The organism is Massilia sp. LXY-5 (assembly GCF_059801075.1).
Genome location: NZ_JBNNEH010000003.1, coordinates 298,391 through 314,163 on the forward strand (window position 1 = coordinate 298,391; position 15,773 = coordinate 314,163).

At 63.7% G+C, this 15,773-nt stretch carries 14 protein-coding genes and 1 pseudogene; 10 read left to right on the forward strand and 5 right to left on the reverse strand.

Annotated elements, in window-relative coordinates; genetic code table 11:
- The first annotated feature begins 2 nt into the window (after nucleotides 1-2).
- Together ftsA and ftsZ are read left to right on the forward strand one after the other, a co-directional pair.
- Nucleotides 3-1,235 (forward strand): cell division protein FtsA, encoded by a 1,233-nt coding sequence (gene ftsA / locus ACI48I_RS10385; RefSeq protein WP_193686981.1) that lies wholly within the window; start codon nucleotides 3-5, stop codon nucleotides 1,233-1,235.
- A 149-nt stretch (nucleotides 1,236-1,384) separates the two neighbouring features.
- Entirely contained in the window at nucleotides 1,385-2,581 is a 1,197-nt protein-coding gene (gene ftsZ, locus ACI48I_RS10390) for a cell division protein FtsZ (RefSeq protein ID WP_193686980.1), read from the forward strand.
- 138 nt (nucleotides 2,582-2,719) lie between these two features.
- Here the strand turns inward: ftsZ and ACI48I_RS10395 are convergent.
- Nucleotides 2,720-2,869: pseudogene (locus ACI48I_RS10395) on the reverse strand (sigma factor); the annotation flags it as partial.
- Between the two features lie 140 nt (nucleotides 2,870-3,009).
- On the opposite strand from ACI48I_RS10395, the gene ACI48I_RS10400 reads away from it, so the two are divergent.
- From ACI48I_RS10400 to lpxC, 3 genes are all read left to right on the forward strand, one after another.
- Nucleotides 3,010-3,513 (forward strand): peroxiredoxin, encoded by a 504-nt coding sequence (locus tag ACI48I_RS10400; protein WP_193686978.1) that lies wholly within the window; start codon nucleotides 3,010-3,012, stop codon nucleotides 3,511-3,513.
- 116 nt (nucleotides 3,514-3,629) lie between these two features.
- Nucleotides 3,630-4,472 (forward strand): DMT family transporter, encoded by an 843-nt coding sequence (locus ACI48I_RS10405; RefSeq protein ID WP_193688812.1) that lies wholly within the window; start codon nucleotides 3,630-3,632, stop codon nucleotides 4,470-4,472.
- 90 nt (nucleotides 4,473-4,562) lie between these two features.
- Nucleotides 4,563-5,498 carry a UDP-3-O-acyl-N-acetylglucosamine deacetylase gene (lpxC, locus tag ACI48I_RS10410; protein WP_193686977.1) on the forward strand — a complete coding sequence of 312 codons (936 nt, stop codon included), beginning with the start codon at nucleotides 4,563-4,565 and terminating at the stop codon, nucleotides 5,496-5,498.
- A gap of 160 nt (nucleotides 5,499-5,658) precedes the next feature.
- On the opposite strand, the gene ACI48I_RS10415 is transcribed toward lpxC, so the two are convergent.
- Complete coding sequence (locus ACI48I_RS10415; protein ID WP_193688811.1) at nucleotides 5,659-6,129, reverse strand: DciA family protein; 471 nt, start codon at nucleotides 6,127-6,129, stop codon at nucleotides 5,659-5,661.
- 252 nt (nucleotides 6,130-6,381) lie between these two features.
- Here ACI48I_RS10415 and secA point away from each other — a divergent pair, with 252 nt between their 5' ends.
- Nucleotides 6,382-9,162 (forward strand): preprotein translocase subunit SecA, encoded by a 2,781-nt coding sequence (gene secA, locus ACI48I_RS10420; protein ID WP_498574119.1) that lies wholly within the window; start codon nucleotides 6,382-6,384, stop codon nucleotides 9,160-9,162.
- Nucleotides 9,163-9,268: 106 nt separating this feature from the next.
- Here the strand turns inward: secA and ACI48I_RS10425 are convergent, their stop codons facing one another.
- Entirely contained in the window at nucleotides 9,269-10,291 is a 1,023-nt protein-coding gene (locus tag ACI48I_RS10425) for a peptidoglycan recognition protein family protein (protein WP_498574120.1), read from the reverse strand.
- Between the two features lie 18 nt (nucleotides 10,292-10,309).
- Nucleotides 10,310-11,056: a hypothetical protein gene (locus ACI48I_RS10430; protein ID WP_193686974.1), complete on the reverse strand. Its 747-nt coding sequence runs from the start codon at nucleotides 11,054-11,056 to the stop codon at nucleotides 10,310-10,312.
- 270 nt (nucleotides 11,057-11,326) lie between these two features.
- Between ACI48I_RS10430 and argJ the strand changes: the two genes are divergently transcribed.
- From argJ to ACI48I_RS10450, 4 genes are all read left to right on the forward strand, one after another.
- Nucleotides 11,327-12,565, forward strand: a complete 1,239-nt coding sequence (argJ, locus tag ACI48I_RS10435; RefSeq protein WP_193686973.1) for a bifunctional glutamate N-acetyltransferase/amino-acid acetyltransferase ArgJ — start codon at nucleotides 11,327-11,329, stop codon at nucleotides 12,563-12,565.
- Between the two features lie 11 nt (nucleotides 12,566-12,576).
- Nucleotides 12,577-13,455 carry an ATP-binding protein gene (locus ACI48I_RS10440; protein WP_193686972.1) on the forward strand — a complete coding sequence of 293 codons (879 nt, stop codon included), beginning with the start codon at nucleotides 12,577-12,579 and terminating at the stop codon, nucleotides 13,453-13,455.
- 183 nt (nucleotides 13,456-13,638) lie between these two features.
- A complete protein-coding gene (locus ACI48I_RS10445; RefSeq protein ID WP_498574121.1) occupies nucleotides 13,639-14,049 on the forward strand; it encodes an NUDIX domain-containing protein in 411 nt (136 codons plus the stop codon).
- A gap of 33 nt (nucleotides 14,050-14,082) precedes the next feature.
- Nucleotides 14,083-15,384, forward strand: a complete 1,302-nt coding sequence (locus tag ACI48I_RS10450) for a D-amino acid dehydrogenase (RefSeq protein ID WP_498574122.1) — start codon at nucleotides 14,083-14,085, stop codon at nucleotides 15,382-15,384.
- Nucleotides 15,385-15,581: 197 nt separating this feature from the next.
- Here ACI48I_RS10450 and yacG read toward each other — a convergent pair whose 3' ends face one another.
- The gene (gene yacG, locus ACI48I_RS10455) at nucleotides 15,582-15,770 is read right to left on the reverse strand and encodes a DNA gyrase inhibitor YacG (RefSeq protein WP_498574123.1); all 189 of its coding nucleotides are present in this window, start codon (nucleotides 15,768-15,770) and stop codon (nucleotides 15,582-15,584) included.
- Nucleotides 15,771-15,773: the final 3 nt, after the last annotated feature.

The window sequence follows — 15,773 nt, forward strand, 5'->3', positions numbered from 1 at the left end:
CAATGACAAAAGACGCGAAAAACCTGATCGTCGGCCTCGACATCGGCACCTCGAAGGTGGTGGCGGTGGTGGCCGAGGTGATGTCCGACGGACGCCACGAGGTCATCGGCCTCGGTCAGCACGAGTCGAAGGGATTGAAGAAGGGCGTTGTGGTCAACATCGAGGCCACCGTCGAATCGATCCAGCGCGCGCTCGAGGAGGCCGAGCTGATGGCCGACTGCAAGATCCGCAATGTCTACGCAGGCATCGCCGGCAGCCATATTCGCTCCTTCAATTCGAGCGGCATGGTTGCGATCAAGGACAAGGAAGTCACGCAGACCGACGTCGCGCGCGTGATCGAGACGGCGAAAGCGGTCAACATCCCGACCGACCAGCAGCTGCTGCACACGGTGCCGCAGGAATTCATCGTCGACAACCAGGAAGACGTGCGCGAGCCGATCGGCATGAGCGGCATCCGCCTGGAAGTGCGCGTGCACATCGTCACCGGCGCGGTGTCGGCGGTGCAGAACATCGTCAAGTGCGTGCGCCGCTGCGGCCTGGAAGTATCGGACCTGATCCTGCAGCCGATGGCCTCGGCCGACGCGGTGCTGACGAACGACGAGAAGGAACTCGGCGTCGTCATCATCGACATCGGCGGCGGCACCACCGACATCGCGGTCTTTTCCGACGGCGCGATCCGCCACACGGCCGTGATCCCGATCGCCGGCGACCAGATCACCAGCGACATCGCGATGGCGCTGCGCACGCCGACCGGCGAAGCCGAAGAAATCAAGCTGCGCTACGGCGTCGCGAAGCAGGTGCTGGCCGATCCGGGCGAGACCCTGGAAGTGCCGGGCCTGGGCGACCGCGGTCCGCGTTCGCTCTCGCGCCAGGCGCTGGCCGCCGTCATCGAGCCGCGCGTCGAAGAGCTGTTCGCGATGGTGCACCAGGTGGTGCGCGAGTCCGGCTACGAAGGCGTGCTGTCGTCGGGCATCGTGCTCACCGGCGGCACCTCGATGATGCCGGGCATGATCGAGATGGCCGAAGACATGTTCCTGAAACCGACGCGCCTAGGCACGCCGGACTACCGCGGCCAGCTGGCCGACGTGGTCCGCAGCCCGCGCTACGCGACGGTGCTGGGCCTGTTGATGGAAGCGAAAAAACAGTATTTGCGGGGCCACATCGTTACGCGTCAGGATGGCTCGGTAAAGGCGGTGTGGCAACGTATGAAGGAATGGTTCTTGGGGAATTTCTAAGCAGCAATCGGCGCAGTCAGCCAAGCGTATTTGATTCGATACAAAACACATATTTTTTTATAATACTAAGCAGTATCCAAGCGCTAGGCCTGATACCCTTATGAGGTTTGGTGCATGGATAGTGCACTTTGAAAATTAGGAGTGACATCATGGAGTTCGATATGGTCGATAACGCAGCACTGGGAACGGTGATCAAGGTCGTCGGCGTGGGTGGTGCAGGCGGCAACGCGGTGCAGCACATGATCAACAAAGGTGTGTCGGGCGTCGAATTCATCGCCGCCAACACCGATGCCCAGGCGCTGGCTGCGTCGAGCGCGAACAACATCATCCAGATCGGCGAGTCCGGCCTGGGTGCCGGCATGCGCCCCGAAATCGGCCGCCAGCTGGCCGAGCAGACCCGTAGCCGCATCGAAGATTCGCTGCGCGGCGCGCACATGGTCTTCATCGCTGCCGGCATGGGCGGCGGCACCGGTACCGGCGCCGCACCGATCGTGGCCGAAGTGGCGAAAACCATGGGCGCCCTGACGGTGGCCGTGGTCTCGAAGCCGTTCTCGTACGAAGGCCAGAAGTGCATGGACGTCGCCGAGGCGGGCCTCGAAGAACTGTCGAAGCATGTCGACTCGCTGATCATCATCCTCAACGAAAAGCTGGAAGACATCTACGAAGACGAATCGATGCTCGAGTGGATGAAGCATGCCGACGACGTGCTCAACAACGCCGTTGCCGGTATCGCCGAGATCATCAACGTGCCGGGTCACATCAACGTCGACTTCAACGACGTCAAGACCATCATGAGCGAGCAGGGCAAGGCCATGATGGGCACCGCCACCGCTTCCGGCGTGGACCGCGCGCGCATCGCCGCCGAGCAGGCCGTCGCTTCGCCGCTGCTGGACGGTATCGACCTGTCGGGCGCCAAGGGCGTGCTGGTGAACGTCACCGCGTCGCGCGGCCTGAAGGGCAAGGAGATCAAGGAAGTCATGGCTGCCGTACGCGCCTTTGCCGCTCCGGACGCATCGATCGCACAAGGCATCGCCTACGACGACGAGATGGGCGACGAGATCCGCGTGACCGTGGTTGCCACGGGCCTGGGCAAAGCCAAGAAGATGCAGCTGGTGCAGCCGCAGCAGGTGCTGCGCACCGGTACCTACAATGCGCCGATGATGGCCGGTACCGCGTCGGTCACCGCCGGCGTCACCATGGGCCACGCAGCGACCGGCGGCGACGCCGGCATGAAGCAGCCGGCCGTGTGGCGCCGCGAGCAGGCATCGGAGCAGGTGCAGGCGATGCAGCGTAATGGCGTCGAGACCTATGACATTCCGGCTTTCCTGCGCAAGCAGGCCGACTGAGCGTAAATCGTTTAGTTAAATAAAACCGGGGTCGGAGCTCGCGCTCCGGTCCCGGTTTTTTTATGCGTTCATCGATTGCGTCCGGCAATACCGGTAGGGTGGGCGGGAGACCCGCCCACCTACGTCCCAGGATTTATCGATATAGGTCTCGCGCTCGCTCTTGCGGCTGCGCAGGCGGTCGATCGCCAGGCGCGTCGTGACCGTGACCAGCCAGGCTTCGGGCGACTGCACGCGATTTTTCGCATTCGCCCGGGCACTGCCGTGCCAGCGCAGCCAGGCGTCCTGAAGCCAGTGTAGAGCAGGGATGAGGACAAGACGCGGGGGCGCCGGGTTTTGTGACAGCAGGGCAGGCGAGGCCGCGCCGTGCAAGCCTTGTGCGCATCAGGCATACTGGCAAGGTTTTCAAAATAACACCTGAGGATTAATCCATGACCATCAAGATTGGCGAGCGCCTGCCGGAAGGCACCCTGGCTGAATTCATCGAGACCGAAACCGAAGGCTGCTCGCTCGGCCCGAACGTGTTCCAGGTCGCCGACCTGGTAAAAGGCAAGAAGATCGCGATCTTCGGCCTGCCGGGCGCCTTCACGCCGACCTGCTCGGCCAAGCACGTGCCTGGCTATGTCCAGAACGCCGCCGCCCTGAAGGCCAAAGGCGTGGACGAAATCTGGTGCATCTCGGTGAACGACGCCTTCGTCATGGGCGCCTGGGGCCGCGACCAGAAATCGACCGGCATCGTGCGCATGATGGCCGACGGTAACGCTTCCTTCACCAAGGCCCTCGGCCTGGACGCGGACTTCTCGAAGCACAACATGGGCACGCGTTCGCAGCGCTACTCGATGCTGGTGGAAGACGGCGTAGTGAAACAGCTGAACGTGGAGCAGGGCGGCTTCGACGTCTCGAGCGCCGAAACGATGCTGTCGCAACTGGGCTGATTCCGGCTCCCCCGCATCACCCGACGGCGCTGCGGCGCCGTTTTCATTTTATTCCGTAGCCCATGCAAGCCCACGCACAAAGCAAAGTAAGCGGCAACCTGCGCAGCATCTACGCGATGCTGATCGCGGTCGTCATGTTCTCATTGATGGACACGGCGATGAAACTGCTCGCCGCCCACTATCCGGCGATGCAGGTCGCGGCCCTGCGTTCGCTGTCCTCGCTGCCGCTGGTCTGCGCCTATGTCGCCTGGCGCGGCGGCTTCTCGACCATGCTGCAGGTGAAGCCGGGCCTGCACCTGCTGCGCGGCGCGCTCGGCATCGGCATGCTGGCACTGTTCGCGTTCGGGCTGAAAAAACTCAGCCTGGCGGAAGCCTATTCGATCTTCTTCATCGCGCCCGCGCTGATCACGGCGATGTCGGTGTTCTTCCTGAAAGAGACCGTCGACCTGGCACGCTGGATCGCCATTTTCGTGGGCCTCGGCGGCGTGCTGGTCGTGCTGCGACCGGAAGGCGAGGGCATGCTGACCCTGGGCGGTCTCGCCATCCTGGCCTCGGCCGTCTGCTACGCCATTTCCGCAATCGCGGCGCGCGTGCAGGCGCGCACCAATTCCACACGCCAGATGATGTTCTGGCTGATGCTGCTGATGGCGATCGGCGCCAGCACGCTGGCCGCGCCGAACTGGGTGGCGCTCGACCCGGCCCACGTCTGGCTGCTGCTCGGACTGGCGATTTCCGGCTTCTTCGGCCAGCTGGCGATCACGGAGGCCTTCAGCCACGGCGAGGCCTCGGTGGTCGCGCCCTTCGAGTATTCGGCCCTGGCCTGGGGCGTGGCGATCGACTGGCTGCTGTGGCAGACCCTGCCCGACGAGTACACCCTGGTCGGGGCAGCGATCATCATCGGCAGCGGTATCTATCTGATTCGACACGAGAAAACACATGCGGAGAGCGAGCATCCGTAGTGTCGCCCATGCGCATCGGTTAGCTCATCCATTGCCTCGCTGCAAGGGTCGAGTCCGGCAGCGATTTGCCAGCGACGATATAATCGGCTCATGCTCAAACAACGAACCATCAAAGAACTCGTGCGTACGACCGGCGTCGGGCTGCACTCGGGCCGCAAGGTCGAACTGACGCTGCGCCCGGCCGCGGTCGATACCGGCATCGTATTCCGCCGCGTCGACCTCGACCCGGTCGTCGAATTCCCGTCGAGCGCCGAGGTCGTCGGCGATACGCGCATGGCCTCGGTCCTGGTCAAGGGCGACGCGCGCGTCTCGACCGTCGAACACCTGATGTCGGCCTGCGCCGGCCTCGGCATCGACAACCTGTACATCGAAGTGACGGCCGAGGAAATCCCGATCATGGACGGCTCCGCGTCCTCCTTCGTGTTTCTGTTGCAGCAGGCCGGCGTGCAGGACCAGGCCGCGCCGAAGAAATTTATTCGCGTGCTGAAGGAAGTCGAAGTGCGCCACGGCGCGGGCAACAACGAAAAGTGGGCGAAATTGAAACCGCACGACGGTTTCAAACTCGACTTCTTCATCGAATTCAACCACCCGGCGGTGGACGGCACCATGCAGAACGCGACGGTCGATTTTGCGCACGTATCCTATGTGCACGACGTGGCGCGCGCCCGCACCTTCGGCTTCATGCAGGACGTCGAGAGCCTGCGTGGCATGGGCCTGGCACGGGGCGGCTCGCTGGAAAACGCGATCGTGATGGACGAATACCGGATCCTGAATGCGGACGGCCTGCGCTACGACGACGAATTCGTGCGGCACAAGATTCTCGATGCGATCGGCGATTTGTACATGATCGGGCATCCGCTGCTGGCGGCCTACGAGGCCCATAAATCGGGGCATGCGCTGAATAACGACCTGCTGCGTGCTTTGTTGGCGCGGCCGGATGCGTACGAGATCGTGTCTTTCGATGGGGCGGCCGATGCGCCGGCCTCGTATGTCAAGCAGATGCACGAGGAATGGGCGCAGATGTGATTGGTGTGCAAGCGCCGTAACGCGTGGACATGCCCGGTGAACCCGTCATTGATGCCATTGGCATCAATGACCCCGTACGGTGTACCAGCGGCCGCAGTGTAACGTAGGGTGGGCTCCCCGAGCCCACGCGTTCACGGCCTGCACAGCGGCGGCAACGACCTTAACCGCCGCGCCGCTTAGCCGCCAATCTCTTGATCGCCGCCACCAGCGCCGCATTCTGCGGCGTATCCGGCAAACTGTCCCCCAACTCCTCGAAGGCATCGACCGCCGTCGGCGGCAACTCCAGCACCCGGGTTTCCACCTGCGGCGGCATCGCCCGCGTCACCTGCACCTTCAAACGCGTCGACGTCACCTGCCAGCCGCGTGCCAATAAAGTACTCTGCAATTTCGGCAGCTGCTGCTTCAGCCGCGCCGCCACTGCCGAGCTCGGCACGGCGAGGGTCAGCACGCCTTCCTGGAACGAGAGCACGTCGCAGTTGTTCGCAATCGCCGGCAAGGCCTGGCCGACATCGCGCTGCAGGTCGGCCATGCGCAACGCGGCCGGCAGCAGGCTGGCCATGCGGTCGTTCTGACGCAGGAAGCTTGTTGCCTCGAACGAGGTGGGGCGGTTGCGGGTGCCGTAGATGTGCATCAAGGGTAAATATAAGTGGGCTACAGGGCCGCAACATACCATAAGCGACACGAAGCTGCGGCAATCCATGGCGATCAAGGCAAATTGACAACATTCTTTCGTGCACGACACTTGTTATCCTGCCTATCATCCCCAAGTGTGGCCGCATCGCATGATAAAATCACTCGCTTTATGCCTCCGTCGGTCTTAGGTAGGTATCTTTTTTGATATCATCCCTGGCTCTTTTTGCGGCGTCTTTTTAAGAAACTTAGCATGTCATTACTGACCCAGATTTTCGGTAGCCGCAACCAGCGGCTGCTCAAGCAGTATCAAAAAACCGTGCGTCAGATCAACGCGCTCGAGCCGCAGATGGAAGCGCTGTCGGATGCCGACCTCCAGGCCAAGACCCCTGAATTCAAGGCACGGATCGCCAAGGGCGAGACGCTCGACGCCATCCTGCCGGAAGCCTTTGCCGTCTGCCGCGAAGCCGCCAAGCGCGTCCTGAAAATGCGCCACTTCGACGTCCAGATGATCGGCGGCATGGTCCTGCACGAAGGCAAGATCGCCGAGATGGGCACGGGTGAAGGTAAAACCCTGATGGCAACCCTGCCGGTCTACCTGAACGGCTTGTCGGGCAAGGGCGTGCACGTCATTACCGTCAACGATTACCTGGCGCAGCGCGATGCCGACTCGATGGGCCGCCTGTACGGCTGGCTGGGCCTGACCACGGGCGTGAACCTGTCGCAGATGGACCACGACACCAAGCAGACCGCCTACGCGTCCGACATCACCTACGGCACGAATAACGAATTCGGCTTCGACTACCTGCGCGACAACATGGTCTACGAGGCGCGCGAACGCGTGCAGCGCGGCCTGAACTTCGCCGTGGTCGACGAGGTCGACTCGATCCTGATCGACGAAGCACGGACGCCGCTGATCATTTCGGGCCAGGCCGAGAACCATACCGACCTGTACCACCGCATGAACGAAGTGCCGCCGCAGCTGACCCTGCAGATCGGCGAAGAAACTCCGGACGGCCGCGGCGAGATCGAAGTCCCGGGCGACTACACGAAGGACGAGAAGGCGCACACCGTGCTCCTGACCGAAGCCGGCCACGAAAAGGCCGAAGCCATCCTGACCAGGATGGGCCTGCTGCCGGAAGGCGCTTCGCTGTACGACGCAGCCAACATCACGCTGATCCACCACCTGTATGCGGCGCTGCGCGCGCACGTCCTGTACAGCAAGGACACGCATTATGTGGTGCAGAACAACGAAGTCGTGATCGTCGACGAATTCACCGGCCGCCTGATGACGGGCCGCCGCTGGTCGGACGGCCTGCACCAGGCGGTGGAGGCGAAGGAAGGCGTGCGCATCCAGAACGAGAACCAGACCCTGGCCTCGATCACCTTCCAGAACTACTTCCGCATGTACACCAAGCTGTCCGGCATGACCGGTACGGCCGACACCGAAGCCTACGAATTCCAGGAAATCTACGGCCTGGAAACCGTCGTGATTCCGCCGAACCGTCCGTCGCAGCGCAAGGACCGCCAGGACCAGGTCTATAAATCGGCGCAGGAAAAGTACAACGCGATGCTCATCGACATCAAGGATTGCTACGAGCGCGGCCAGCCGGTCCTCGTCGGCACGACCTCGATCGAGAACTCGGAACTGCTGTCCGGCATCCTGACGGGCGCCAAGCTGCCGCACAACGTCCTGAACGCCAAGCAGCACGCCCGTGAAGCGGAAATCATCGCCCAGGCAGGCCGTCCGAAGATGATCACGATCGCGACCAACATGGCCGGCCGCGGTACCGACATCGTCCTCGGTGGCAACGTCGAGAAGCAGATCCAGATCATCGAAGCGAACAACGAGCTGTCGGAAGCGGAGAAGGCTGCCCAGTCGCAGACCCTGCGCGACGAATGGCAGTCGCTGCACGACCACGTGGTCGCGGCCGGCGGCCTGCACATCGTCGGCACCGAACGCCACGAGTCGCGCCGCGTCGACAACCAGTTGCGCGGCCGTTCGGGCCGCCAGGGCGATCCGGGCTCCTCGCGCTTCTACCTGTGCCTGGACGACACGCTGCTGCGCATCTTCGCGGGAGACCGCGTGCGCGCCATCATGGAACGCCTGAAAATGCCGGAAGGCGAGCCGATCGAGGCGGGCATCGTCAGCCGTTCGATCGAGACCGCCCAGCGCAAGGTCGAGGCCCGCAACTTCGACATCCGCAAGCAGCTGCTGGAATACGACGACGTCGCCAACGACCAGCGCAAGGTGATCTACACCCAGCGTAACGAACTGCTGGAAGCGGCCGACATTTCGGAACTGATCGCTTCGCTGCGCACGGGTACCTTCACCGACGTGGTGCGCACCTATGTGCCGGCCGAATCGGTCGAAGAGCAGTGGGACATCAAGTCGCTGCAGTCGGTGCTGGCGTCGGAGTGGGCGCTCGACGTTCCGCTCGAGCAGATGCTGGTCGACGAGCCTAACCTGAACGACGACGACATCCTGGAAAAGGTGCTGGCCGCGGCCGACGCCTCGTACAACGCCAAGGTCGACATCGTCGGCAAGGAATCCTTCGGCGGCTTCGAGCGCAACGTCATGCTGCAAAGCGTCGACACCCACTGGCGCGAACACCTGTCGGCGCTGGACCACCTGCGCCAGGGCATCCACCTGCGCGGCTATGCGCAGAAGAACCCGAAGCAGGAGTACAAGCGCGAAGCCTTCGAACTGTTCGGCAGCATGCTGGACCAGATCAAGAACGAAGTCATTCGCACCGTGATGACGGTCCGCATCCAGTCGCGCGAAGAAGTCGAGGCAGCGGAAGCGGCCATGGCGGCGCAGGCGGCGCACCTGGAAAACATCAACTACCAGCACGCCGACTTCAATCCGTCGGCCGCGCCGGAAGAGCTGCTGGCGCCGGTCGCCAATCCGGGCACCACGCCGGTGACGGCCGAAGACCACAGCACCTACCTGGGTGTGAAGGTCGGCCGCAACGATCCTTGCCCTTGCGGCAGCGGGAAGAAGTTCAAGCAGTGTCACGGCAAGCTGGCGTAAGCCGGTTGCCGTAACGAGAAAGGCGCCCCGCGGGGCGCCTTTTTTATTGATCGATACGGGTCGACCCTGCAACGGCTTGGCGTTCATGTTGCTGGGTCGTTCGCGATCACCAAGCCATTTTGCTCCAGGTGTTGTCGCCAACGATGCCGTCAACGCCCAGACCTTTCGCCGACTGGAAGCTGCGTACCGCGCTGTCGGTGCCCGAGCCGAAGATGCCGTCCACTACCAGGCCATACCCGCTTTCGTTCAGCTGGCTCTGCACCGCGCGCACCTTGGCGCCCGAGTCGCCCTGCTGGGTGACGATGGTCAGCGCCGGCCACGTCGCGTTGCCGACGATGCCGTCCGCGCCCAGGCCGCGCGAGGACTGGAAGTTCTTCACCGCGGTTTGCGTCGCCGTGTCGAAGCTGCCGTTGACGGTCAGCGTATAGCCCCATTGCTGCAGCAGGTACTGGATGGTGCGCACGCGTTCGCCCGTGTTGCCGTACTGGACCAGCGGCCAGGTGAGCGTCGCATCGCTGCCGCCGCCACCGCTGGTGCCGCCGGCGACGAGCGTCTTGTAGCGCGGCCAGTCCCAGCCCGAGCCGGGGTCGGTGTGGGTCTGGCTGGCGAAGTTGACGTGGCCCTTGACGTTGTAGAGCGAGTCGCTTGGGACCGCGTTCCAGCCGCCGCTGCCGTCGAAGACCTTCTGCGCCAGGCTGCGCGAGGAGAGGATGTCGCGGGTGAGGGCGGCCGAGGCGTTGTACATGGCGCTGGTGTACCAGGTGGCCGGCGCATTCGTGTAGCCCTCGTGCTCGATGCCGATCGTGTAGCCGTTCGAATTGCCGACGTGCCAGGCTTTATCGGCCTCGCGCACCATCTGCGTCACCTGGCCGTCCGACGAGCGCACCACGTAGTGGGCGCTGACGCCGGCGCTGCAGTTCTGGAACCAGGAGATCGAGCCCGCGTACGAGCCTTCGGTGGTGTGGATGGTCACGTGGCTGATCGCCGCCGTGCGCGCGGAATAATTGCAACTGGCCGCCGGGTTCCAGATCGCCGGCGGATAGTCGGTCGAGGCGCGGGCCGGCAATGCCTGCAGGCCGAGGGCGACCAGAATCAAGCCTGCCAGCAGGCCGTTCATGTTCTTCTTCATGGATAGTCTCCGAATCCGTTATTTGTTCTTGGCAGGGGCATCGACGAAATCGGGCGCCGAGATCTTCGGATCCGGCACGCCGGTCTCGATCGTGATGCGGCGCGCGGACAGCTTTTTCAGCTTCTCCTTGCCGTAGACTTTTTCCATCTCCACGTGGCGCTGGCCGACCTTGTAGCCGCTGTCTTCACGGCCCTGGCGGATCGCGGTCAGGATTTCATAGGTGTAGATCTGGGCGATCTCGGGCTGCGGGATGCCGCTGTAGCGCGCCACGGCGCCTTCCCAATCCTCGAGCGGGAAGTTTTTCGTTTTCCGCGCGCCGTACTGGGAAAGCAGGGCGGCGGCGGCGCGGATGTTGCTGCGCACGTCGATCATCACGACCTCGGGCGAGACCCGGATCAGGGCCGCGCCCTGGGTCAGCGAGGTGCCAAAATACGTGTCGTTGCGCAGACCCATGATGCCGTAGCTGGGCGGCATGCCGTGGTGCGGATCGGGATCGATCTCGAGCTGCGGCTCGCCATTCTTTTTCAGCTGGCCTTTCGGCACATGCGAGACCCAGCGCGTTTCGGCGTAGGCGATCGATTCCAGCAGTTCGACCGGTACGTCGAACTCCTTCGAGGCTTCCTGGAAATACTGTTTATACAGCTTGGCGGACGCGGTCAGCTGGCGCGGCTGGCCGTCGGCAAATGCGGCCGGCGTGGCTGCGAGGCCGGCGCACAGCGCGGTGCAGAGCGCAGCGAGCAGCCGCGCCTTGGTGGTGAACTTCATTTTCCGTCTCCTGATTCTGATTATGTAAGCCCGTGGAGGCCACAGGCAGGTACCCGGCAACAGCCCGAACACCAGCGCGCCAGGCCCGATCGAGTATAGGTATGTTGCCCTCGCGCACGATTGCATTGACGTGTTTTGTTAACTGGCTAATCGCACAGTTGACAAACACACATTCTGAACATCAGGAAAATGGGAGATGGAGCGCCGCGCGCACCCGCTGCCCCGCGCGCAGTACAATATCGGATTCGAAATCTTTCCATTGAGACCACCATGGCCGTGAATTCCCCCCTGCCTGTCGCCGCCGACCTGAAGCCGGTTGCCGGCATCGAGATCGGTTTTGCCCAAGCCGGCATCAAGAAGCCCAATCGCAAGGACGTCCTGGTGATGCGCCTGGCCGACGGCGCCACCGTCGCCGGCGTGTTCACCCTGAACCGCTTCTGCGCCGCGCCTGTCCAGGTCAGCAAGGCGAACCTGGCAGCCGTACAGAACGGCGGCAAGCCGATCCGCGCGCTGGTCGTCAACACCGGCAATGCGAATGCCGGTACCGGAGAATCGGGCCTGGCGAATGCACAGACCACCTGCGCCGAACTGGCGAAGCTTCTGGGGTGCGAGGCGCAGCAGGTGCTGCCGTTCTCGACCGGCGTGATCCTGGAGCCGCTGCCGGTCGCGAAGATCGTCGCCGGCCTGCCGGCCGCCGTGGCGAATCTCACGGCCGACAACTGGTTCAATGCCGCTGAAGCGATCATGACCACCGACACCCAGCCGAAAGCGGCCTCGCGCACGGTGACCATCGGCGGCCACACGGTCACCATGACCGGCATCAGCAAGGGGGCCGGCATGATCAAGCCGAACATGGCGACCATGCTCGGCTACCTGGCCTTCGACGCCAAAGTGGCGCAGCCGGTGCTGGACGAACTGGTGAAGTACGCGGCCGACCGCTCCTTCAACAGCATCACGATCGACGGCGACACCTCGACCAACGATTCCTTCATGCTGATCGCCACCGGCGCCGGCAGCCTGGTCGTGAACGAAGCGTCCGGCCCCGATTACGAGGCATTGAAAGAGGCCGTCACCGATATCTCGCGCAACCTGGCACAGCAGATCATCCGCGACGGCGAAGGCGCGACCAAGTTCATCACCATCACGGTGGAGCAGGGCCGTAGTCTGGAAGAGTGCCGCAAGATCGCCTACGCGATCGCGCACTCGCCGCTGGTGAAGACCGCCTTCTTCGCCTCGGACCCGAACCTGGGCCGCATCCTGGCCGCCGTCGGTTATGCCGGCGTGGACGACCTCGACGTCACGAAACTCGACCTCTACCTGGACGACGTCTGGGTCGCGAAGGCGGGCGGACGCAATCCGGATTACCAGGAAGCGGACGGCCAGCGCGTGATGAAGCAGGCCGAAATCCTTGTCCGCGTCACGCTTGCGCGCGGCGAGGCCAGCGCCACCGTCTGGACCTGCGACCTGTCGCACGACTACGTCAGCATCAACGCCGACTACCGTTCGTAAGCGGAACGCGCATGACGCCGCTCGAACAGTTCCTGCACCGCGCCGAAGGTTTGCTGGCGCGGGTCGAGGCGATCCTGCCGCCGCCGGCGGCGCGCGAGCCGGATTTCAAGCGCGCGTTTGCCTTCCGCTGGCGCCGGCGCCCGACCGGCGGCGGCAACTGGCTGCAGCCGGTGACGCACGCCTCGACCATCTCCTTCGACGACTTGCAGCACGTCGACGCCCAGAAGCGTCTGATCGAGCAGAACACGCGCCAGTTCGTGGCGCGCCGGCCGGCGAACAACGTGCTGCTCACCGGCGCACGTGGCACCGGCAAGTCGTCCCTGATCAAGGCCTGCCTGAACGGCTTCGCCGACCAGGGCCTGCGCCTGATCGAAGTGGACAAAGCCGACCTCGCCGATTTGCCCGACATCGTCGACCTGGTGGCGGCGCGGCCGGAGCGCTTCGTCATCTTCTGCGACGATCTCTCGTTCGAGGAAGGGGAGGCCGGCTACAAGGCGCTGAAGGTGGCGCTCGACGGCAGCGTCGCGACCCAGTCGGACAATGTGCTGATCTACGCCACCTCGAACCGGCGCCACCTGATGCCCGAGAAAATGTCGGACAACACGGGTTACAAACATGGCGACGATGGCGAGCTGCATCCGGGCGAAGCGGTCGAGGAGAAGATCTCGCTGTCGGAGCGGTTTGGCGTGTGGCTGTCGTTCTATCCGTTCCGGCAGGAGGATTACCTGGCGATCGTGGCGCACTGGCTATCCAGTTTCGGCTGCACGCCGGAGCAGATCGAGGCGGCGCGTGGCGAGGCGCTGCAGTGGGCCCTGGGACGCGGCTCGCGTTCGGGCCGCGTGGCCTGGCAGTTCGCCAAGGATTACGCAGGCAAGCTCGATCAGCCATAAACCATTGGGTGGGCGGAGCCCACCCAATGGAACTTGCGCCATATTGAACGTTTCGACAGCGCGATCGAACCCCATGCATTGGGGTTATCCCCACCCTCGTTTTTGTATCGCCCACAGCAACACTGCCCATGCCTTGCGCATCAGCCTGGCGTACAATATCGGCTTTTCCGGACGGACCCAGCGATGCAGCAAGCGACAAACCGGCCGATCGATGTGGCGGTCGGCATCCTGATGCGCCCGAACGGCGACGTGCTGCTCGGCCAGCGCCCGGACGGCAAGCCCTACGCCGGCTACTGGGAATTCCCCGGCGGTAAAGTCGAGGCGGGCGAGGACATTTTTCACGCCCTGCAGCGCGAATTCGTCGAGGAACTGGGCGTCGACATCGTCAGCGCCGATGCGTGGTGCTGCGTCGAACACGTCTACGAGCACGCCCATGTGCGGCTCCATTTTTATATCAGCCGCGACTGGCGCGGCGAACCGCAAAGCCTGGAAGGCCAGGCCTTTGCGTGGCAAGGGACAGTCGGCCTCACCCCGCTGCTGCCCGCAACCATCCCCCTGCTCGCGTGGCTCGATCAGCTGCGCTATGCCGGGTAAAAAAGCAGTCAACCAATCTGTTGAAGGATCCCTGTGAAAATCATCGTCTTGGGTAGTGGTGTCATCGGCACCACCACGGCGTACTACCTGGCCCAGGCCGGGCACGACGTCACGGTCATCGACCGCCAGCCGGCCGCCGGCATGGAAACGAGTTATGGCAACGCCGGCGAAATTTCGCCCGGCTACGCGTCGCCCTGGGCCGGTCCCGGCGTGCCGGCGAAAGCGGTCAAGTGGCTGATGATGCAGCACAGCCCCCTGGTCGTGCGCCCGAAACTCGACCCGAACCAGTGGCGCTGGATGCTCTCGATGCTGGCCAACTGCAACCACAAGAGCTACGCCATCAACAAGGGCCGCATGGTACGCCTGGCCGAGTACAGCCGCGACGTGCTGGTCCAGCTGCGCCGCGACACCGGCATTGCCTACGACGAGCGCAGCCAGGGCACCCTGCAGCTGTTCCGCAACCAGAAGCAGCTGGACGGCGCCGCCACCGACATCGCCGTGCTCGAACAATACGGCGTGCCCTATCAAGTGCTCGATCCGGCCGGCTGCGAAGCCTATGAGCCGGCGTTGAAAAACGTGCGCGGGAAATTCGTCGGCGGCCTGCTGCTGCCGAACGACGAGACCGGCGACTGCCTCAAGTTCACCCAGAAGCTGGCCGAGATGGCCAGGGAACTGGGCGTCAAGTTCCGCCACGGCGTCGAGATCAAGCGTCTCTCGGTCGAAGGCGACAAGGTCACCGGCGTGGTCACCTCGCAGGGCGAGCTGAAGGCCGATTCCTTCGTGCTGGCGCTGGGCAGCTATTCGCCCTTCGTCCTGAAACAGATCGGCATCCACATCCCGGTGTATCCGGTGAAAGGCTATTCGATCACGGTGCCGATCACGGACGCCGCCGGCGCGCCGGAATCGACCGTGATGGACGAAACGTTCAAAGTGGCGATCACGCGCCTGGGCGACCGCATCCGCGTCGGCGGCACGGCCGAACTGGCAGGCTACGACCTGAGCCTGCACCAGGCGCGCCGCGACACGCTGGAGCACTCGGTGACCGACCTGTTCCCGCGCGGCGGCGATGTCTCGAAAGCCGAGTTCTGGTGCGGCCTGCGTCCGATGACGCCGGACGGCACGCCGGTCGTCGGTCCGACCCCGTACCGCAACCTGTTCCTGAACACGGGCCACGGCACGCTGGGCTGGACCATGGCCTGCGGCTCGGGCCGCGTACTGGCCGATATGGTGTCGGGACGCCAGCCGGAGATCGGGCTGGAAGGCCTGTTCATGGACCGCTACGGCAGCCGTAACAAGCCGGTGCTGGTGCCGGGCGGGATTACGGTGACGGCATAGGTGTTGTAGCGTCACTCAAGGGAGATCATTGCCGGTCTCTCCAAGTGTCGTTGGCAGCCGGTTAACGTAGGGTGGGCACTCGTGCCCACGCGTTACGTGCGTCTCCGGCTACCGCAGGCCAGAGGACACGTCCGTAACGCGTGGGCTCGGGGAGCCCACCCTACGGTCAGATCAATGTTCTTGGGAACAGGCGCGGATCAGTGCTTGTCTTCGTCCAGCGGATTGTCCTGCAACTCGTTCGGTGCAGCGGCGGGAATCGTATATTTCTCTTCGGCCCAGGCGCCCAGGTCGATCTGTTTGCAGCGCTCGGAGCAGAACGGACGGAACTTGTTCTCGGGCGTCCATTCGACTTTTTTCGCGCAGGTAGGGCAGGCAACAACGGTCATGAC